At 40.4% G+C, this 20,215-nt stretch carries 16 protein-coding genes and 1 other annotated feature; of the genes, 9 read left to right on the top strand and 7 right to left on the bottom strand.

Annotation, left to right across the window (positions count from 1 at the left end):
• Positions 1-205: 205 nt before the first annotated feature.
• The 9 genes from gpmI to Q0E08_RS03545 all read left to right on the top strand — a co-directional run bounded on the left by gpmI (position 206) and on the right by Q0E08_RS03545 (position 13,699).
• Positions 206-1,738, top strand: coding sequence for a 2,3-bisphosphoglycerate-independent phosphoglycerate mutase (gene gpmI / locus Q0E08_RS03585; RefSeq protein WP_294777084.1), 1,533 nt, complete (start codon positions 206-208; stop codon positions 1,736-1,738).
• An 864-nt stretch (positions 1,739-2,602) separates the two neighbouring features.
• Positions 2,603-2,731, top strand: a complete 129-nt coding sequence (locus Q0E08_RS03580; protein ID WP_294777081.1) for a hypothetical protein — start codon at positions 2,603-2,605, stop codon at positions 2,729-2,731.
• 87 nt (positions 2,732-2,818) lie between these two features.
• Positions 2,819-5,431, top strand: a complete 2,613-nt coding sequence (locus Q0E08_RS03575; RefSeq protein ID WP_294777078.1) for a hypothetical protein — start codon at positions 2,819-2,821, stop codon at positions 5,429-5,431.
• A 17-nt stretch (positions 5,432-5,448) separates the two neighbouring features.
• Complete coding sequence (locus tag Q0E08_RS03570) at positions 5,449-5,622, top strand: hypothetical protein (protein ID WP_294777076.1); 174 nt, start codon at positions 5,449-5,451, stop codon at positions 5,620-5,622.
• A 365-nt stretch (positions 5,623-5,987) separates the two neighbouring features.
• On the top strand, positions 5,988-6,629 hold the full coding sequence (locus tag Q0E08_RS03565) for an orotate phosphoribosyltransferase (protein WP_294777073.1): 642 nt from the start codon (positions 5,988-5,990) through the stop codon (positions 6,627-6,629).
• 288 nt (positions 6,630-6,917) lie between these two features.
• Positions 6,918-7,147, top strand: a binding site (T-box leader).
• 60 nt (positions 7,148-7,207) lie between these two features.
• Positions 7,208-8,944, top strand: a complete 1,737-nt coding sequence (leuA, locus tag Q0E08_RS03560) for a 2-isopropylmalate synthase (protein ID WP_294777070.1) — start codon at positions 7,208-7,210, stop codon at positions 8,942-8,944.
• Between the two features lie 28 nt (positions 8,945-8,972).
• Complete coding sequence (leuB, locus tag Q0E08_RS03555; RefSeq protein ID WP_177665007.1) at positions 8,973-10,043, top strand: 3-isopropylmalate dehydrogenase; 1,071 nt, start codon at positions 8,973-8,975, stop codon at positions 10,041-10,043.
• A gap of 383 nt (positions 10,044-10,426) precedes the next feature.
• The gene (locus tag Q0E08_RS03550) at positions 10,427-13,549 is read left to right on the top strand and encodes a hypothetical protein (RefSeq protein ID WP_294777065.1); all 3,123 of its coding nucleotides are present in this window, start codon (positions 10,427-10,429) and stop codon (positions 13,547-13,549) included.
• A gap of 9 nt (positions 13,550-13,558) precedes the next feature.
• Complete coding sequence (locus Q0E08_RS03545; protein ID WP_294777063.1) at positions 13,559-13,699, top strand: hypothetical protein; 141 nt, start codon at positions 13,559-13,561, stop codon at positions 13,697-13,699.
• Between the two features lie 209 nt (positions 13,700-13,908).
• Here Q0E08_RS03545 and Q0E08_RS03540 read toward each other — a convergent pair whose 3' ends face one another.
• The 7 genes from Q0E08_RS03540 to Q0E08_RS03510 all read right to left on the bottom strand — a co-directional run bounded on the left by Q0E08_RS03540 (position 13,909) and on the right by Q0E08_RS03510 (position 20,196).
• Positions 13,909-14,373, bottom strand: a complete 465-nt coding sequence (locus tag Q0E08_RS03540) for a nucleoside deaminase (RefSeq protein ID WP_294777060.1) — start codon at positions 14,371-14,373, stop codon at positions 13,909-13,911.
• Complete coding sequence (locus Q0E08_RS03535; protein WP_294777057.1) at positions 14,370-15,401, bottom strand: CPBP family intramembrane glutamic endopeptidase; 1,032 nt, start codon at positions 15,399-15,401, stop codon at positions 14,370-14,372. The genes Q0E08_RS03540 and Q0E08_RS03535 overlap by 4 nt, the downstream gene beginning before the upstream one ends.
• Positions 15,402-15,419: 18 nt before the next feature.
• A complete protein-coding gene (gene galU, locus Q0E08_RS03530; protein ID WP_294777054.1) occupies positions 15,420-16,295 on the bottom strand; it encodes a UTP--glucose-1-phosphate uridylyltransferase GalU in 876 nt (291 codons plus the stop codon).
• Positions 16,296-16,306: 11 nt separating this feature from the next.
• Entirely contained in the window at positions 16,307-17,308 is a 1,002-nt protein-coding gene (locus Q0E08_RS03525; RefSeq protein WP_294777051.1) for an RING finger protein, read from the bottom strand.
• A 104-nt stretch (positions 17,309-17,412) separates the two neighbouring features.
• Positions 17,413-18,330 (bottom strand): DNA/RNA non-specific endonuclease, encoded by a 918-nt coding sequence (locus Q0E08_RS03520; protein ID WP_294777049.1) that lies wholly within the window; start codon positions 18,328-18,330, stop codon positions 17,413-17,415.
• A 36-nt stretch (positions 18,331-18,366) separates the two neighbouring features.
• Complete coding sequence (locus tag Q0E08_RS03515) at positions 18,367-19,389, bottom strand: hypothetical protein (RefSeq protein ID WP_294777046.1); 1,023 nt, start codon at positions 19,387-19,389, stop codon at positions 18,367-18,369.
• Positions 19,390-19,473: 84 nt separating this feature from the next.
• Positions 19,474-20,196: a tyrosine-protein phosphatase gene (locus Q0E08_RS03510; RefSeq protein ID WP_294777043.1), complete on the bottom strand. Its 723-nt coding sequence runs from the start codon at positions 20,194-20,196 to the stop codon at positions 19,474-19,476.
• Positions 20,197-20,215 lie beyond the last annotated feature (19 nt).

Raw genomic sequence — 20,215 nt, 5'->3', positions numbered from 1 at the left:
TTTCGTAGGGGAGGATACTCCCGTAAATGTACAAATACCATTGGGCGGATAATATCCGCCCCTACAAGGGGTGCAATAATTCCGTAGGGGAAGATATCATCTTCCCGCAAAATCCGTAGGGGAGGATACTATCCTCCCGCAAAATATACAAATGTCTATCGGGTGGAGGTTATCTGCCCCAATTTTCAAACCAAGGAGATTTAATATGAAAAAGACTAATGTTCTTTGTATAATGGATGGCTTCGGCCATAACAAGAGTGATTACGGCAACGCTGTTGCGGCGGCTAAAAAACCTAACCTCGATATGCTTATGGAAAAATATCCTTACACCTATATCGGCGCTTCGGGTATGGATGTAGGCTTGCCTGACGGTCAAATGGGCAACTCTGAAGTTGGTCACACAAATATGGGCGCCGGCAGAGTTGTTTATCAGGAACTTACAAGAATTACAAAGGCTATTGATGACGGCGAGTTCTTTGAAAACGAAGCACTCAAAAACGCTGTTCAAAAGTCAATCGATTCAGGCAAGGCACTTCATCTTATGGGTCTTATGTCGGACGGCGGCGTTCACAGCCACAATAAGCACATCTTTGCTCTTGTGGAACTTGCAAAGAGAATGGGTCAGGATAAGGTTTATCTTCACTGCATTATGGACGGCAGAGATGTTCCGCCTACATCGGGCAAGGATTATGTTGCCGAAGCTATTGAAAAGATGAACGAAATCGGCGTAGGCAAGGTTGCTACTGTAATGGGCAGATACTACGCTATGGACAGAGATAACAACTGGGACAGAGTTAAAAAAGCTTATGACGCTGTTGTTTTCGGCGAGGGTAATAAGAATACAGACCCTGTTGCTGCAATCGAGGCTTCTTACGAAACTGTAGACGGTGACGGCAAAAACCTTACAGACGAGTTTATTCTTCCAACCGTTACTCTTGAAAATGAGGGCAGAGTTACAGAGGGCGACTCCGTTGTGTTCTTCAACTTCCGTCCTGACCGTGCAAGAGAAATCACCCGTACTTTTGTTGACCCTGATTTTTCGGGATTTGAAAGAAAGTATTTCCCGGTTAACTATGTATGTATGACTCAGTACGATGCAACAATGCCTAATGTTGATGTTGCTTTCAAGCCACAGTCACTCAAAAATACATTCGGCGAATATCTTGCAAACAACGGTATGACTCAGCTCCGTATTGCCGAAACAGAAAAATACGCCCATGTAACTTTCTTCTTCAACGGCGGTGTTGAAGCCGTTAACGAGGGCGAAGACAGAATTCTTATTCCGTCACCAAAAGTTGCAACCTACGACTTGCAACCTGAAATGTCGGCTTATCTCGTTTCTGAAAAACTCAACGAGGCTGTTCGTTCGGGTAAATACGATGTTGTTATCGTAAACTTTGCAAACTGCGATATGGTTGGCCACACAGGCGTGTTTGATGCGGCAGTTAAGGCTGTTGAAGCTGTTGATGAGTGCGTCGGCTCTCTCTATCAGGCTGTTATGGATAACGGCGGCACTCTCTTTATTACCGCCGACCACGGCAACGCCGACCAAATGAAAGAAGAGGACGGCTCACCGTTCACCGCTCATACAACAAACGAGGTTCCGTTTATCGTTTGCAACTGCGGCGATGTAAAACTCCGTGAGGGCGGCAAACTTTCAGATATAGTTCCAACTATGCTCAAGGTTATGGATATGCCACAGCCTGCCGAAATGACCGGTAAGTCAATTATTGAATGATTTTTAAAATTTCGTAGGGGCGACCTTTGGTCGCCTCTTTTTTCTCGGGCGGATAATATCCGCCCCTACAAGGTATACGGTTTTATTGCAATAATCCCGTAGGGGAAGATACCATCTTCCCGTAAAATTCGTAGGGGAGGATACCATCCTCCCGCAAATATACAAACCGCACAAAAACCGTAGGGGAGGATAACATCCTCCCGCAAAAATCTTAAAGAAAAGTGCCGCAAACATCGAATTTGCGGCACTTTTGGTGTTTTTAATTTTTTTTGCCCACAAGCGGTACCGTCGTACAACAAAGTACGCCGCTTGTCTTTGGTGTTGACACAAATGTTAAGATATAATATAATGTCTTTTGGATAAGAAAAACTACCAAACGGTATAGGCGGTCAATCTTGCTCCCGAAAGGGGGCGTTGCCAATGGAACAGTTTGCTTATATTATTCTCGTATTAATTTTTGCAACAGGATACATATTGGTGCTTAAAAAGAAATAAACCGCCACGCTTCCAACATGCGGTTTATTTCTTAAACTCAAATAAGGGAGCGGCCGTCTATCGGCAAGCTTCTTATCTGTTTTTATTATATGCCTTATTTATATTTTTGTCAACAGGTATTTATGTAAAGCATTTCTTTGCCATTTATTAACCTTTTGTTATTATGCCCAAACTTTTGTTTATAATTTTGTTATATTTTATTTATTCTTCCAACAGAAAAGGGTTGAAATGTTTACCTTTTTATGGTAAAATTTTTACAAGTGGAATTCTGCGTCGTTATATATCGATGTACACATGGGCTTTGCCTAACGGTCAGATGTGTTGGCAGAATGTTGAGGGCTTTTAATTTTTTTAATTGGGGGGATATTTTTGAAGTATATTAAACCTAATGCAGAAATTTTAAAATTTAATTTGTGCGATGTCGTTACAACTTCCGATGTTAATATCGGTCCCGGTTATGACGGCAACAAAACAGACACAAATCTTGAAAATTTATAAGCTTATGCGGCTTATGAATGTCTAATCAAAATTATTATTTTTCATATTTTATGCGGTTCCGCCGTAAATTTAAAATGGAGGATGATTATGAAAAAATTTATTAAAAAAACAATCGCAGGCTTAATCGCCGGCGTAATGGCTGTTTCATCAATGCCGTTCACAGCATTGGCAGCACTGACAGTAAATGATTTTACTGTTAGAGAAGCTACAGCCTATGGCTCATTTGAGAGCGACAGCGATTACAATGATGAAGATCACTATAAACAAATCTATAAAAATGTTTTGTATTCTCCAAGCAAAATGGGTACTTGTTATACTTCAGGTGCTGTTTCTGCCGAAGGCAAGGATAAGGTTTATTTAACAGGTAAAGTTTACTATGGAAATACTGTTCTTCTTTATAATGGCGGTACTACACCGGCTATGGGTGTCGGTTTTGCCGTAGTTGGATACTCAAAACCTTGGAACTACGGTTATGGCAATGTCAGAGCTTTTAGATGTAACCTTTCAGGTGATACACAAGGAATTACATTAAGAGATTCAAAATGGCACGGTAATGACGGTCGAATGAACTACACATATATCATGTTCGGTCAGGGCGATACAATCGGTACAACTTCCGATTCGGAATGTGTTCAAGGTGAAAAAGGCTACTATGGTAATGTTCTTCAATATACCGGTGGTGATTTTACAGCTGATTACAAAAAAATCAATCTTGGATTTGAATATGTTGTCGGAACAAATGAAGGCTCACATCAAACTCACCAAACAGGTACAATCAATACAGCTTCTATCTATGTTCTTAACTATAAAAAACTTGTAGATAAAGCAGGTGATATTAAAAAAGAATTGTCGGGAATGGACACTTCGATTTATGAAGAAACTTCATTGAATAATTATTACAATGCAATCAACAATATGTTTGCTTTCAATCCTACATCTTATAATTATTCATCAGATCAAGAGGGAACAGTTAAAACAGCTGCTCAGGATATGAATCGCCTTATGACAGCTGTTGATACTGCAAAAAGCGAGCTTAAAATTAAGTATACTTTTGTTAAGACTGATGGCACAAGCACTGAAGTAGACGCTGTTAACGAAACTGAGGCTTTGGCAAACAAGCCGGATAACACAGCAAGCACACAAAAGACTTATGCAGGTGAAAATCAGCATAAGTGGACTGAGTACACTTGGCCTGCAACAGCTACAAATTACACCTTTACAGAACAAGCATCAGTAAAGTCCGAAGCTTGTACAGAAGGTCCGGAAACAGAAGAAAACAAAGTAGATGCTACTTGTACAGTGAACGGTTCGTATGATAAAGTAGTTAAATGTTCTGTTTGCGGCGGCGAACTCAGCAGAACTTCTGTTACAATCCCTGCAACAGATCACACATATATTTACACAAATACCGACAGTGCAGATACTCACAATGTAACTTGTGAAAAGGGTGACTACACAGGAACAGAACCTCATGATTTTGATGAAAGCGGTCTTTGCAAAAAGTGCGGTTATCAAAAGAGCATGCTTGACTATTCAGCTTGGAACAAAGCTGCACAGGAAAGTGGAACAATACTCACTTCAGGTGCAAGCATATACACTGCTGAATCATTTAACGAATACAATGAACTTTACAAGTCTGCTGTTGAAGTAAGACAAAATGCCGCAACTCAAGAAGATGTTGACAAAGCAACCGCAATGCTTTTGTCTGCTAAAACAGTCCTTCGTAAAAGGTCTGTAACAGTTACTCTTGTATATGATAACGACGGTAATGAAGCAACTCATGAAACAAAGACAGTTGCTTACGGCGACACTTATGATGCTGTGTCTGACAAGAATGTTGAAAAGTGGACTGTTTCAACCGATGACGGTGCAACAACTACAAGACTCAACACCTATGACAAGACAGTATCAATCGTTGTTACAAAAGATGTTGTTATCAAGGCATACCAAACAAATGAAGAACAAACAGCAGCTTCTTCAAAGGTAACTTTCTACGGCAAGAACAATGTTGTTGTTGCAGTTAAGTATGTTGCAAATGGCACACCTCTTGCAACAGATACAGTAGATGTTCCTAAAATTCCTTTCTATGACAACGGCAAGTGGGATAAGGAAACCGTAACAGGTACAGGCAGTGACATCAGCGTAAAGGCTGTTTACGAAACCACACAGGCAGAAGACGAATTGTGCGGCGTTCACTATGACGGTTTTGAAGGCGGTGTAAAGAAATACAGCTACGACAGCTATGTATATCTCACCGGTGCAGATACTACAAAGAAGTATGCACTTTATTCCGACGCAGAGCATACAAAGCTCCTTACAGTTCTTAACGGTATAGACTTCTATGCACCAAAGACAAAGGACATCTATGTTGGCGTATACGAAGGAAAAGATGAGGCTTCAATCGGTATCACAGGTTCATTCAACCAGAGAACAGAAACTACAAAGTCTGCTGTTTACAACTGTAAGTTCTACCTTCCTGAAGGTGCAACAGTTGTTGAATACGGTCTTGAAGTTACTCTCAACGGCAAGACAGCAAGAGTTAAGGCTGAATCAAAGTCTGAAAGAAATGAATACTCAATCAGATTGAATGCTCCTGTTTCATCTTCAATCACTGCAGTTGACGGCCGTGCATATGTAACATATACTTTGAACGGCAAAACAACTACACTTTATTCAGAAACTGTTAATCAAGCACTTTAATTTTAGGAGGTATGATTGTGAAAAAATTCGATTCACCTCAAATTAATGTGGTTAAATTTATGAATGACGATGTTATCACAACCTCGAACACAGGCGGATACAGTGGCAATGTAACAAATAATAATCTTGGTGATTTGTTTGGCTTTACAACACAATCTGCGGCCGGTCAGAATGATGATATCCCGTTTTAACAAAACGACACCCGCTTCTGCGGGTGCTTTTTGTTTGCCTCTTTTTTTTGATTTCACCGTAGGGGCGGACTGTGTTCGCCTAATTATTGCCTCCCCTTGAAGCAAGGGGAGGTGGATTTTTGCATAGCAAAAAGACGAAAGGGTTTTATATTGATGTTTCCTTTTAACCCCTCAGTCGCACATAAAGTGCGACAGCTCCCCTTTATAACATTAAAAGGGGAGCCTTAGTAGGTTTATTGATTTATATCTACGGGATGATTTTATCCTCTCCTACGACTGTTGTATATTTTTGTATAATAATTCTAAAATTTCACTTGCAATACACATTATTTTAGTGTAAAATGAAATAAAAAGGGGATGTTTTTATGAACAAAGTCTATACTATAACCAATCCGAAAAACGAAAATGTGTTTATTCACGCTATGCCGGGGCACTTTATCTCCGCAAATAACCACATCAATTATTATGTCGGCACCTCCGATATTAAACATAATCTCAATGTTTCTGTTGATGCGGCAAAACTTATGGCAGAATATTACAACACAAATGACATTCAGGTTGACACCGTACTTTGTTTGTACGAAACACAGGCACTCGGTGCATATTTGGCAAGAGAGCTTGCAAGCCCGTCTATGATGGCACCTAATCCGGAGCAAACCGTGTATGTTGTAGGCAGTGAATACGATGCCGCCGGCAACTTGATTTTCAGAGATAATCTTCGCAGAATGATTTACGGCAAAAATGTTTTGCTCCTTATTTCCTGTATCACATCGGGCAGAACCATTGAGCGTGCTATCGAAAGCGTTACATATTACGGTGGCAAGGTTGCCGGCATTTCAGCCGCATTTTCTATGCAAAGCCGTATTGCAAATATTCCTGTTAATACTTTGTTTAGCGAAAAGGATTTGCCGGGCTACATTTCTTATCCGTCACACGATTGCCCGCTTTGCCAAAAGGGTATTCCTGTTGACGCAATCAGCAACGGCTACGGATATTCAAAAATTTAAAGGTTTTAATTATCGTAGGGGCGAACTGTGTTCGCCTCTTATATTTTCCGTAGGGGCGGATATTATCCGCCTGACAGGCGTTCGTATATTCACGGGAGGATGGTATCCTCCCCTACAATTATTGTTTGCACCGTAGGGGCGGATATTATCCGCCCGACAGGCGTTTGTATATTCGCGGCGTACCGATGACGCCGCATTCTGTGTGGAAATAAAACAAACATTTAATATTCCTCTTGACAAATCCCTGTTTTTTGGTATAATGAATTTACTGAAAATTAAACAGTACCCTTAAAGATGAAGAAACAGAAAAAGATTGTTTGCTTGCTTCAGAGAGTCGATGGTTGGTGTGAATCGGCGGATGGCGGATAATGTATAGCTCTCTGTGGAGTCGACGACCTGAACAGAAATCAATAGGGTTGTCCGTGTGGCTGCGTTACAGGCTGAGGCATTGATAGATGCTAAAGGGCAGTTTAACCTCTGCTGAAATAGGGTGGTACCGCGTATTTTACGCCCCTATACTTTATGAGTGTAGGGGATTTTTTATATCCCTTTGCACCTAACGGAAGGAGATTTTTACTATGAAAAAAGGTTATGAAAAGTATTTCGGATTCAAACCGATAGACATTCCGGACAGAACTTGGCCGAACAAGCAAATCACAAAGGCACCGATTTGGTGCTCCGTTGATATGCGTGACGGCAATCAGGCACTTGTTGACCCGATGAATTTGGAAGAAAAGCTTGAATTTTTCAAGACAATTCTTGATGTGGGAATCAAAGAAATCGAAGTAGGTTTTCCGTCGGCAAGCGAAACCGAGTACGAGATTTTACGCACACTTATCGACGGCGGCTACATTCCGGACGATGTAACAATTCAGGTACTTGTTCAGGCAAGACCTCACCTTATCAAAAAGACTTTTGAGGCTATCCACGGTGCAAAGAATGTTATCGTGCATTTTTACAATTCAACTTCAACCTTGCAGAGAAAGGTTGTTTTCAAAACCGATATGGACGGCGTAATTGATATTGCCGTTAAGGGCGCACAGCTTATTTACGAGCTTACCGAAGAAGAAAAGAAGAAAAATCCCGACACTAATATTCGCTTTGAGTATTCGCCGGAATCATTTACGGGCACAGAGATGGACAATGCGGTTGAGATTTGCAAGCGTGTTATGGAAGAACTCCATATTACCAAGGAAAATCCGATTATTCTCAACTTGCCGTCAACCGTTGAAGGCTCAACACCAAACGGCTATGCAGACCAAATCGAATATTTCTGCCGTCATTTGCCAAACAGAGATGCCGCAATTATTTCGCTTCATCCTCATAATGACCGAGGCACGGGCGTTGCCGCCGCAGAACTCGGCTTGCTTGCAGGTGCAGACAGAATTGAGGGCACACTTTTCGGCAACGGCGAAAGAACGGGCAATGTTGACATCGTCACTCTTGCACTTAATATGTGGACTCAGGGCGTAGACCCTAAACTTGACTTCCACGATATTAACAGCGTTAAGGAAGTTTACGAGCGTTGCACAAAAATGACCGTGCCGCCTCGTCATCCGTATGCCGGCGAGCTTGTGTTTACGGCGTTCTCGGGCTCTCACCAAGACGCTATCAATAAGGGCAAAATTTATATGGAAGAAAGCGGAACCGATATGTGGGAAGTTCCTTATCTTCCTATCGACCCTGCCGATGTGGGCAGAGAGTACGAGCCGATTATTCGTATCAATTCGCAGTCGGGTAAGGGCGGAACAGCGTTTATCCTTTCCACAAATTACGGCATCAAGATGCCAAAAGCAATGCACCCTGAGTTTGGTGCGGTGGTTCAAAAGGCTTGCGACGAAAAGGGCAAGGAACTTACCGCAAACGAGGTATTCGACCTCTTCCAAAAGGAATACAGAAATGTCAACGGTCCTTACAGACTTGCTAATTATAAAATTACCGAGGAGAAAAACGAGGAAGATACTCTTACAACCGTTCACTTCACCGGTACTCTTAAATATAAAGACGAAGCACCTGTTCAAATTGAGGGCTTCGGTAACGGTCCTGTAGGTGCGTTCTGTGACGCTATGAACAAAACTCCGCTTCGTGAGTATGAGTTTATTGATTATGATGAGCACGCAATCGCAGTCGGCTCGGATTCAAAGGCTATCAGCTATATTCAGCTTAAAACACCGCAGGGCAAAACAATTTTCGGCATAGGCGTAAGCCACAATATCGGCTATGCTTGTATGAAAGGTGTTATTTGTGCAATCAACCGTGACCAGCCTGATACAATGCGTGACGATACCATGCCGGGCATATTTGATGTTTGCTGATTGATATAATATTTTGGAGGACAATGCTATGAAAGAATACAATATTACCGTATTGAAGGGCGACGGAATCGGCCCGGAAATCGTTGATGAAGCAATCAAAGTTTTGAATAAAGCCGGTGAAAAGTTCGGCTTCAAGTTCAATTATAATTATCAGCTTTTGGGCGGATGTGCCATTGACGCAACGGGCGTGCCTTATCCAAAAGAAACCGCAGATGCCTGCAAGGCTTCGCAAGCCGTACTTTTGGGTGCTGTAGGCGGCCCAAAGTGGGACAGTCAGCCGGGTAACAACCGCCCTGAAAAAGGTCTTTTGGCTATCAGAGAAGATTTGGGACTTTTCGCAAATCTCCGTCCGGCAAAGATTTTTGCACCGCTTAAAAGTGCTTCCCCTATCAAAGAAGAAATCATCGGTGACGGTCTTGATATTCTCATCGTTCGTGAACTTACAGGCGGTATCTATTTTGGCGACCGTGGAACTTATGAGGAAAACGGCGTTGTAGGTGCTTACGATACCGAAAGATATACTTATCCGGAGATTAAGAGAATTGTCAAAGCCGGCTTTGAATACGCTATGAAGCGTGAAAAAAGGCTCACCTGCGTTGACAAGGCAAATGTTCTTGATTCTTCTCGCCTTTGGAGAAAGGTTATGGAAGAAACAGCCAAGGATTATCCCGAGGTTGAGGTTTCGTATATGTATGTTGACAACTGTGCAATGCAACTTGTCCGCAATCCTAATCAGTTTGACACTATTGTTACTTCAAACATTTTCGGCGATATTTTGTCAGATGAAGCTTCAATGATTTCAGGCTCTATCGGTATGCTTGCATCCGCTTCTCTTGCAGAGGGTACATTCGGCCTTTATGAACCTATCCACGGTTCTGCTCCCGATATCGCAGGTCAGGGCAAGGCTAATCCGCTTGCAACCATTCTTTCGGGTGCAATGATGCTTCGCTATACATTCGGCGAATCCGAAGCGGCAGACGCTATCGAAAAGGCGGTTGATACCGCTCTTACACAGGTAAGAACTCCTGATATTTTCGAGGACGGCTTCACTCCTGTAAATACTCAACAAATGGGCGATAAAGTAGCCGAGTTGTTGTAAACAATGATTCCGTAGGGGCGACCTTTGGTCGCCTCTTTTTTTTATTCCCTCGGGCGGATAATATCCGCCCCTACGATGTGTATGATGACCCCCCGTAGGGGAGGATACCATCCTCCCGAAATATACAAACCGCAAAACCCGTAGGGGAGGATACCATCCTCCCGCAAACAAACGCCATCGGGCGGATAATATCCGCCCCTACGGTACGCTTCGTTCGGCACCTTTATTAACTTTTTGTTATTATATCCAAACTTTTATTTATTGTTTTATTGTAATTTATCTATTATTTCAACAGATAAAGGTTGAATTGTTTACCTATTTATGGTAAAATTATTATAAGTAAAAATATGTGTAATTGCTATGCACAATTCGGAGGAATGTATATGAAAAAGATTTTTAAAAAATCTCTTGCCTGCCTCATAGCGGTGCTGATGATAGTTTCATCACTTCCGTTTGCAACTCTTACGGCAAATGCGGCAACAACTACATCAACTGCAACAGTTTCCGCATATGGTATAATTAAAGGAAGTGACCAAGGTAGATTTACCGATCCCAATCTTACAATTTGTAATGATGCACAGGACGGGAACTTTACTATCGGTTTTGTTAATTTTGATATTAGCAATATTTCATGTACAGATTTAGATGAAGTCAGTGCGTCATATAATTTTACATCGGCAATGGCAACCGGCTGTTCTGAAAATATGGGTCTTAGTGTATGGTATCCTACAGCCAATTATACCGACTTTGAACAGTCAACCGGTGAATATAAATTAAGTACAATTAATTCGGATAGTTCAAGTGCTGTTTTTAAGGGTGATAATTCAGGCCATATCGGAAATACAACCTCTTATTATTCAATGAAAAAATTGGGCGATTTTACTACTGACGGTTCTTCACATACCGTTGATATTGGCAATGCAATTCAATTTGCAAAGGTAAACGGAAGAAGTGTTGCTACAATATGCTTTATGATTACATCTGCCGGCGGAAAAGCCGATGAAAGTACATCATGGACAGATACTATTGTTACAGTAAATAAAGATAATGTTAATGTAGAAGCAAAACCGGAAGCGGTTGACTTTGAAAAAGTAAAGAATAAATTAAATAATTTTAGTTATTCCGGTGATAATGAATGGGATTATGGCTCTTTTAAAGGAGATGATACAGGTGACTGGGCTACCGGTACAGGTTATACTTATTTTATGAAGAATGTTTTGTACGGTGAAAAGTTAACTTCGTACGAAGTAGGTAACGGAAGCTGGGTTAATAATATTCAAAGTTGGATAAAATATCCTCAACTTGTTTTTTTGTATGATGGAACAACAAAACTTGATGCTCCTATTCTTCTTCAGGTTGCTTCAAATAAATCTTCTGAAAGAAAAATTCAAAGAGCAAATATAGAAACACAAGGTCTTACATTTACAAGATCTCGTTGGAACGGTACGGATCAAAGGGACAACTGGGTTTGGTTGTATTCAAAGAATGTACAAAATGACCAAAACGGAACCGGTACAACAAGTGATCAAAATTCTTGGATTTCTGCTTGGAACTATAGTTCAAAGTACTATAGACACGCTAATATGTTAGAATTTAATGGTTCTTTTGGAACAAGTGAATATGTTAAATCTTTAAAGCCCGTAGTTAAGGCGTATGTTGACGGAAGTAATGTTTTAACAAATTCAGGTACTAAATCTTATTATTATATTAATTATAGAATCATTCTTGATAAGATTAGCCAAATTAAAAACACCGATATAAAAGAAGTTGAAGCAAATAAAGACTATTATACAGAAGCTTCACTTGATAAATATCTTACAGCATTAAATGCAATGCTTTCATTTTCTCCAAGAAGTCTCTCTTTTACTGGTAGCAATCTTGAAAATGAAGTAAATACTGCAGGATTAAAAATTAAAGAACTTGTTGATAATTATAACAAATCAAAGAACGAACTCACTAAAAAGCAATACACATTGAGTTTTAATAAAAATGACGGCTCTGTTATCACAAAAACCGTAACAGCCGGTGAACAAATTGGTGAGCTTCCGGAAAATACTTCTCCAAAGCACTTGGTAAATACTAACACTCACAACTGTTATACTTGGAGTGTTAAATCAACTGATGTTCCAACAGGAAATGCAACATATACTGAGCAATCACATTCTGAAAATTGTACCTATGAATACATATATAAAGATAAGAATGTTCACACTAAAAGATGCACAGAATGTGGTGATAGTGTAGATGAAAGCCATGTGATTAGTACAGATGGTAACGGCACATGTACACTATGTAATCAAAAGATACTTGACTTGGAAGCTTGGAATAAGGCTGCACAGGAAAGTGGATCAATACTTGTTTCAGGTGCAAGTGTATACACTCCTGAATCATTCAACGAATACAATGAACTTTACAAGTCTGCTGTTGAAGTAAGACAAAATGCAACAACTCAAGCTGAAGTTGACAAAGCAGTTGCAATGCTTTTGTCTGCTCAAACAGTTCTTCGTAAAAAGTCTGTAACCGTAACTCTTCAAAAAGTTGGGTCAAACGATAATCCAACTACAATTAAAACTTATGAAAATCAAGCATACGGCACAGCACTTGAAATTGACCTTGCAACAGAGGATTCAACAATTAAAGGCGTTGAAAAGTGGACTATATCAACCGATGACGGTGCAACCACCACAAAACTTTCCTCAACAGATACAAAACTTACACTTTATGTAACAAAGTCCGCAACAGTTACGGTTTATGAACTTGATGAACCGACCGACAGCGAAACCGTTAAGTATTCAAAGGTTGTATTCCTTGGCAAAAACGGCGTTATCGTAGGTATTAGATATGTTGCAGAGAATACAGAACTTGAAACAAATACAGTTACTGTTCCTCAAATTCCTTTCTACGATAATGGCGAGTGGGATACGCCAACCGTAACAGGCACAGGCAATACAATTTATGTAAGAGCAAAATATACCGCTTCAACAAAAGAAGAGGATATGTGCAATGTCCACTTCGGTGAATGGTCAAGAAAATACAGCTATGACAGCTTTGTGCGTCCTGATGGAATCGACCCGAGCAAGCAATATGCACTTGCTTCCGATGCCGAGGGCAACAACATTCTTACCTATCTTGAGGGCGTAGATTTCTATGCACCTAAAACAAGCAACATTTATGTTGTTGAAGTAAGCGAGCGAGTTGCAAAGACAGGTATTACAGGTCACTTTGCAGGCTCCGATGATACACATCGTTGGGCTACATACAACTGCAAGTTCTATCTTCCTGAAAATTGCACCGCAATAGAATGGGGCCTTGAAGTAAAATACGGCGCAAATACCAAGATTATGAAAGCAGAGAGTCTTTCAAACGGCAATGAATACACAATTATTGTCAGAGTTAAGCAAGGTTCGACAATTACAAATGTATCTTGCAGATCATATGTAACATATAAGCAAGGCAACGAAACAAAAACAATTTATTCCGATGTTGCCGTAGATCAAGCTTTTTAAGGAGGGGTTATGATGAAAAAATTTGAAGAACCTATAATTGAAATCATCAAATTTATGAATTCCGATATAATCACCACTTCTTACACAGGCGGTCCGACAATCGGTGATTTGGAAGATGAAATATCGTCCGACGAAAACGCAATTTATTGATTAATGCAAAAATGATACATCGTAGGGGCGACCTTTGGTCGCCTCTTGATTTTTGTTGTTATCAACCGTAGGGGAGGATACCATCCTCCCGTAAATATACAAATGCCCTCGGGCGGATAATATCCGCCCCTACAATGTGCACAATAATCCCGTAGGGGCGACCTTTGGTCGCCTTTTTATTATCCGCCCCAACAAAAAATAAAGGTCCGCTATTGCGAACCTTTTTTCTTTTCCCTTAAATTTTTAAAAAACGCCGTGAGCATTGCCTGTGCTTCGTCTGCCATAACACCGCCGATAATCTCCGGTTTATGGTTATACGGCAGGTCGTTGAAATTAACAACCGAACCGAAACTCCCGGCTTTGTTATCGCTTGCACCGTAACAGACCGTTTTTATTCTTGAATTGATAATTGCACCGGCACACATCGGGCACGGTTCAAGCGTAACATACATATCACATTGCCACAAACGCCATCCTCCGAGCTTTTTGCACGCCGAGTCTATAGCTTCTATTTCTGCGTGATAAAGTGCGTTTTTGCCGTATTCACGCCTGTTTCTGCCTGTGCCTACAATTTCGTTATCTTTAACAATTACCGCACCTACAGGCACTTCACCCTCAAGAGCACTTTGCCTTGCAAGTTCAAGTGCGGCTTGCATAAATTTGTTTTCCGTCATATTTTTGTGACATACTGCTTTGTAAAGGCAATGAGAATTGCAAACGGAACAATCATTCCCGGAATCATACAAGCAATTTTTGTGCCGAAGTTGTTGTCATAAAGGCTTTTCATTTTCTTTTCCGTTGCAAAAGATTTTGTATATAAAAGATAAATCAAAGCGATTATTGCAAGGATAACAAAAATTATCATAATGATTGCCGAAACGGTGTTTGCAAGCTTTTCGCTTGCGGCGGTGGTGATTATATCGCTTACAGCCGACCTTGCGTTATTTAAGCCGTGAATAAACATAGCAATGATTACATTGTCCGTTTGTACCGTGATGTAAGCCAAAATAAGACCTACAAGAAAGGCAAACACAAACTGTATCACATTGCCGTGAATTAAGCCGAAAATAATGCTTACCATAAACACGGCAAAGCCTTTGCCGTACTTTTTCAAGACGCCGAGTGTGCAACATCTAAACGAAAACTCCTCAAATATGGCAGGAGCAATCGCCGTTGCCACAAACATAACAACATATGTTAAAATATCGTCTGAATTGCCGTAGCTGTTTTGAGTGAGTTCGTAGCCGAGTACATTTTTTACAAATGTCATCATAACCGACACAAGGTAATTTGCAACAATGGTGCAACCCATACCGAAAAATACCCAAGCCGTGGCTTTAAGTTTGCCTACTTTTTTTGTGGGCACAAGTTCACCGGTAAAGTTCCTTTTGAGTATCAAAGCCGCAATGCCGAATGCCGGCAAAAGCGAAAGCAGGTCAACACCGATTATGTTAAATGCGTATTTAAACATAACCGAGTTTTGGTATGTGTCATAAAGTCCGAGTGCACTTATCATAGAGCCCCAAACCGCTTGAAGAAGCAAGTACACAATTATTGCACTGCCGAGCACAAAACCGACTTTGACAAGTTCCTTGCGTTGCTCCTTTTTTGCATATGCAATTTGTTGCTTCATCATCAAATATTGTGCATTTTGTTGCTGATAATATTGGTTGCCTTGCGGATTGTAATAGTTGTTGTTCATTCGTGTTCCTTCCGAGGATTACAGAGTTTTTGACAGTTCCTTTATGTAATCCTTCAATTTTTCGGACAGTTCGGGATGCTTGAGCCCAACCTCAATGTTGGCTTGCAAAATTCCGAATTTGTTGCCCATATCGTATCTTGTGCCGTCATAATCAACGGCAATAACGCCTTGCTGTTGTGCAAGTGTACGCATTGCATCTGTCAACTGCAATTCGTTGCACGCACCCTTTGGCGTGTTTTCCAAAATTTCAAAAATTTCAGGCGGCAAAATAACTCTGCCCAAGATTGAAAAATGCGACATTATTTCTTCTTTTTTAGGCTTTTCAATCATATCCGTGCAGTTGTAGCGGTTGTTTTCAAGGTGTTCAACGGCAAGCGAACAATATTTCAAAATTGCTTCTTCGTCAACCTCTTTAACGCCTACAACGCCCTTGTTGTATTTTTTGTATACATCGATAAGCTGTTTTGTAACGGGATTATCCGAGATAATTACATCGTCACCGTACAAAACGGCAAACGGTTCGTCACCCACAAATGCTTTTGCACAAAGCACGGCGTGACCCAAACCGCCTGTTTCTTTTTGACGCAAAAAGTAGATGTTGCCAAAATTTGCACAGGCTTTAACAGAATCCAACAGCTCTTTTTTATCCGGATTTTGAGCCAGCTTTGTTTCAAGCTCAAATGCGTGGTCAAAATGGTCCTCAATAGCTTCTTTGCCACGGTTTGTGATAATCAGCACTTCTTCGATTCCGCTGTTAAATGCTTCCTCAACGATGTACTGAATTGCCGGTTTGTCAACTATGTTGAGCATTTCTTTAGGTATTGCCTTTGAAGCAGGCAACACTCTTGTACCGAGTCCTGCGGCAGGAATAATGGCTTTTCTTACTTTTTTCATGTTTCTCTCTCCTAAAATAATGATGTTACAACATACATTATAAAATATGCTACAAGCGGTGCAAACAGCGTTACTCCGCCTTTGTTGCCAAGGTACATTCTTTTCATTTGTCCCTGGTCAAGGTTTGCTTCCGCACCGAAAATCGACGATTGGATAAAGTTTGCTCCGTTGTCAAGCTGTTCCGATACGGTTTTGATAATATTAAATACCGTGCCTTTGTAAAAATAATCGGCATATGCGGCAATTATTATTCTGATTAAGAGCAATACTGCCAGCAGAATGTACATAACAGTTACTGCTGTTTGTACGTCCGACGCTCCTGTTATTGAAGAAAAGTCGGGCATTGCTGTTGACTTGGGGTCGTAGTTTGTAACCAAATTCTGCATTGCCGCCATATATTTCGGTGCAAATTTAAACAGTGCCGCATCTCCGACCAATACAGCCGAAAACATTATGCAAAAAAACGCAATGCCTTGCTTATACATTTTTCTGAACAGCAGGTAATATGAGCCAAAGAAAAATGCTCCCCAGTTCCAACTGAGCTTGCTCTTTTTTTGTGAAAACTTCTTGAATTTTTCAACAAACCTCTGAGGGTTTGTCCTGACCGTTGCGGCAATATCGTTGATGCTTACTCCGTCAATTTCGCCCTGTTCCTGATATTGCGGAATATCAAACTGAATTGTTTGAAAAGGCTGAAACGGCGGTTGATTTTGTTGTTCACCGTCTTGGCTTTGACCGAACGAACCTTGTTGATTATTTGAATTGCCAACAGGCGGAGCATAGTATTCGCCCGTCTTTGCCTGAGCCTGAACAGTCGGCTCGGGGATAATCGGTTTGTGATCTTGCAAAAAGCTGTAGCCCGTTGCGTGCAAACCTTGGTTTACGCAGTGACCCGAAAGCATGTAGCACTCTCTGTGGTGAGGCGTGCCGCATTCGGGGCAGGTAACTATGTCATCGTCCTTTGTAAACTGCTTGTTACATACGGGACATTTGAATTCTTCGTAATTTGGCATATAATTCTCCCAATTAGTATATATTATTTTTATTATACTTATATAATCATAAAAAATCAAATATTTAATTAAGATTTGATTAACTGTTTATAAATTGTGATGATTTACGGCTTGCACTGTCCGCAAGGTTCGTATCCGTTGTTTATGAGGTTCTCTCTGTGCCCCTTATAGGTCTTTTTGTTGTCGTTCTTGATTTTTTGAACGGCAGGGCAGTCCTCGGTATGGAACTTTTTTGTGTTGAGGTTAACAATGTATGTTTGCTTTTCTTCATCGTCGTTTGATGAAGTTGATTTGGTGCCGATGTAACTGCTCTCTCCGGTTGCGTAATTTATCTCTATATCAGGCTGAACATTGTAGCAATATACATTAAACTTAACGCCCTCGCCTTTATCCTCAATGCTGTAGGCTTCCATTTGTACGCCTCTGGCAATAAGTTCATTACCGTTGAATATAGGAGTCACCCTGTATAGAACATGGTTGTTTGTCTTTTTGATGTAATCCGCAACCTCGTTTTCAAACGGAAGCATTCCGTCAATATTGAGGTATCTTGTGCCGGTAATTAAGTTGTTCGGATTGGCATTTTCGGCTGTCAGCTGGTAGCCTATCAAATGGCAACGGTTATACAGATATTTGCCGTCAACATTGTTGTATTTTGCAATGTGCCATCCGGTCGGTTTAACGGAACCTATTGCACCTCTTTCTTCGGTCGGCATAAGGTCGGTGCCTATGTTTGCAATACACGATGTGCATCTGCCGAGAGAATCAAGTTCTCCGTATTCTTCAAAAGACTGAGTGTAGTCCGTTTTTTCAAATTCCGGAATGTTGTTGTTTACTGTTGTATAAGGATAGTATGTGTACGGCTGAATATTGTTTACGCTGTCGCTGTGAGCAATTTCGGTGTACTGTGTTACCGTTTCTTTTTCTTTGGAAACGGTTTGCTCCACGCTTTTGTATTCACTGCATGCCGTAAGCATCAAAATCGCTAACATTAACGATATTATTTTTGCAAAATTCTTTTTCATTTTTATCACCTAATATACTATAACATATTATATAGGTTAAAGCAATTTTGATTTCTTGCTGTTTAAATCAACAACAATTACTACACAACTTGCAAGAAGCATAAGACTTAAACTGCCGTTAATTTCGCTCATTTTAGGTGTTGCCTGCGATATGTTTGCAAAGACTTCTTCATTCGGTGCAAACCAAAGAGTGTACAGTTTACCCGGGAAATATGCCAAAAGCCCGCCTGCAAGCCTATGAATGAAAAAGTCAAAGTAGCTCATATTTACTTTTTTGATTATGCCGAAAAGTTGAAAATGTATACATATTCCGCCGAAACATAAAAAGAAACACAGATATTCAAACGGTATTGTATTGCTGTTTGCAAATACGCCGTTTGTTATTTCAATCATCGGCATAAGAAAGTTTGGGATTGTGAACAGACCGGACAGTGCGGAAAAGAAAACTATATATCCGCACATTATTGCAATGCTTTTTACGCTCCCTTCAACAGAATTTATCAGTGCCGCAGAAAAATTCATTTTCTTGATTCTAATGCTTGCGTATTCTTCATTTTGTGCAAATAAGCTTTCAATAATGCAAATTGTTACTGATGAAAAAATGTTTGTAAGATAAAGGATTGTTCCTGTTTTGGTACTGCCGAGTTTTATTGTTCCGACAGCGGATATAATAAACGCTATACCTCCGCAAAAGTTGAAGCGAAGCAATCTCTTTGCGGTGCTGTCGGATATTATCCCTTGTTCAAAAAGTTCGTCGGTCAGTATTGCACCCGTAGGGTAACCTCCTATAAGACCGAAAAAGATAACACAAACAGCCGTCGGCGGAAGTTTTAGCAACTTTGCAATCGGCTTGAATATAAATTCAAATATTGTCGAACATTCGCTTTTTATCACTGTATTTGTCAAAATCAGTATGGGCAAAAGCGACGGAATGATTATGTTTAAGCACATTTTCATACCATCAATAGCCTGTGTCTTTGCTTTTGCCGAAAACGCCACAAATAAAATAATTATTGCAAATAAACCCACGGTTTGAAAAACTGTTGCTTCTTTTTTCAAATTAATCACCGATATATTATATTTGTGTTTTGACAAAAATAAAACTTCGGTTTACATACTGTAAACCGAAGTGTTTTAGTGCTTTTAAACTCCCGATGTGAGAAGATTGGCGTTTTTTATAAGAGTGTCAACGGCTTCCTGCCCGCTTTTTTTGATGATTTCTTTTATTCCGTTTTCGTATTCCGGCGGTCTGCTCGTCAGATTGTGGCAGTCGGAGCCGATAAGATGGATATGACCGGTGTCAAGAAGCTTAAACAACTTTTTCTTAATGCCTCTGTGGGCGTCTGAAAAAGTAGAAATGTTAACCTGCGTAAGGCAACCCATATTAATATAATCCTCTAATTTGTATGTGTTTTCCATAAGTGCGGGATATCGTTCTATATGAGCAAGGATAGGCTTTGCACCGTAATCGCAGTACATATTCATAAGCCTGTCATATGCGTTTTCCGAAAAACTGCTTGAAAAAGGGTGCTCAATAAGTATGTAATTTGAGTTGCCGATTTTAAGCTCGTCAATGTTTGTATTGTTAAAAAGATATTGGCTGATGTATACTTCCGCCGCCGGAATCAATGTAGGACTTCCGCTCGGAAGTGCACGCATAAGTTCGTTAAAAGCTTTGTCACGGCGTCTTAAAAAATCATCAAGCGATATATTGTCCGAGTAATAGTGAGGAGTCAGTATTATTTTTTTTGCACCCTGTCTTTGCAATTTTTCAATCATTGCAAGACTTGTGTCAATGTCCTGTGCTCCATCGTCAACTCCCGGCAAAATATGGCAATGAGTTTCTACAAGGTTATTAATAATCACTAAAAATCAATCCTTTGTG

This window comes from uncultured Eubacterium sp., from assembly GCF_934561735.1.
In the GTDB taxonomy this organism is placed as follows: Bacteria; Bacillota; Clostridia; order Oscillospirales; family Acutalibacteraceae; genus Eubacterium_R.
The sequence above is the reverse complement of the archived record's forward strand: the minus strand, read 5'-3'. Positions and strand labels throughout refer to the sequence as shown.

Excerpts from the sequence above, each read along its gene's own strand:
- gpmI (WP_294777084.1), top strand. The coding sequence starts at position 206 with ATGAAAAAGACTAATGTTCTTTGTATAATGGATGGCTTCGGCCATAAC.
- Q0E08_RS03575 (WP_294777078.1), top strand. The coding sequence starts at position 2,819 with ATGAAAAAATTTATTAAAAAAACAATCGCAGGCTTAATCGCCGGCGTA.
- Q0E08_RS03565 (WP_294777073.1), top strand. The coding sequence starts at position 5,988 with ATGAACAAAGTCTATACTATAACCAATCCGAAAAACGAAAATGTGTTT.
- leuA (WP_294777070.1), top strand. The coding sequence starts at position 7,208 with ATGAAAAAAGGTTATGAAAAGTATTTCGGATTCAAACCGATAGACATT.
- leuB (WP_177665007.1), top strand. The coding sequence starts at position 8,973 with ATGAAAGAATACAATATTACCGTATTGAAGGGCGACGGAATCGGCCCG.
- Q0E08_RS03550 (WP_294777065.1), top strand. The coding sequence starts at position 10,427 with ATGAAAAAGATTTTTAAAAAATCTCTTGCCTGCCTCATAGCGGTGCTG.
- Q0E08_RS03545 (WP_294777063.1), top strand. The coding sequence starts at position 13,559 with ATGATGAAAAAATTTGAAGAACCTATAATTGAAATCATCAAATTTATG.
- Q0E08_RS03540 (WP_294777060.1), bottom strand. The coding sequence starts at position 14,373 with ATGACGGAAAACAAATTTATGCAAGCCGCACTTGAACTTGCAAGGCAA.
- Q0E08_RS03535 (WP_294777057.1), bottom strand. The coding sequence starts at position 15,401 with ATGAACAACAACTATTACAATCCGCAAGGCAACCAATATTATCAGCAA.
- galU (WP_294777054.1), bottom strand. The coding sequence starts at position 16,295 with ATGAAAAAAGTAAGAAAAGCCATTATTCCTGCCGCAGGACTCGGTACA.
- Q0E08_RS03525 (WP_294777051.1), bottom strand. The coding sequence starts at position 17,308 with ATGCCAAATTACGAAGAATTCAAATGTCCCGTATGTAACAAGCAGTTT.
- Q0E08_RS03520 (WP_294777049.1), bottom strand. The coding sequence starts at position 18,330 with ATGAAAAAGAATTTTGCAAAAATAATATCGTTAATGTTAGCGATTTTG.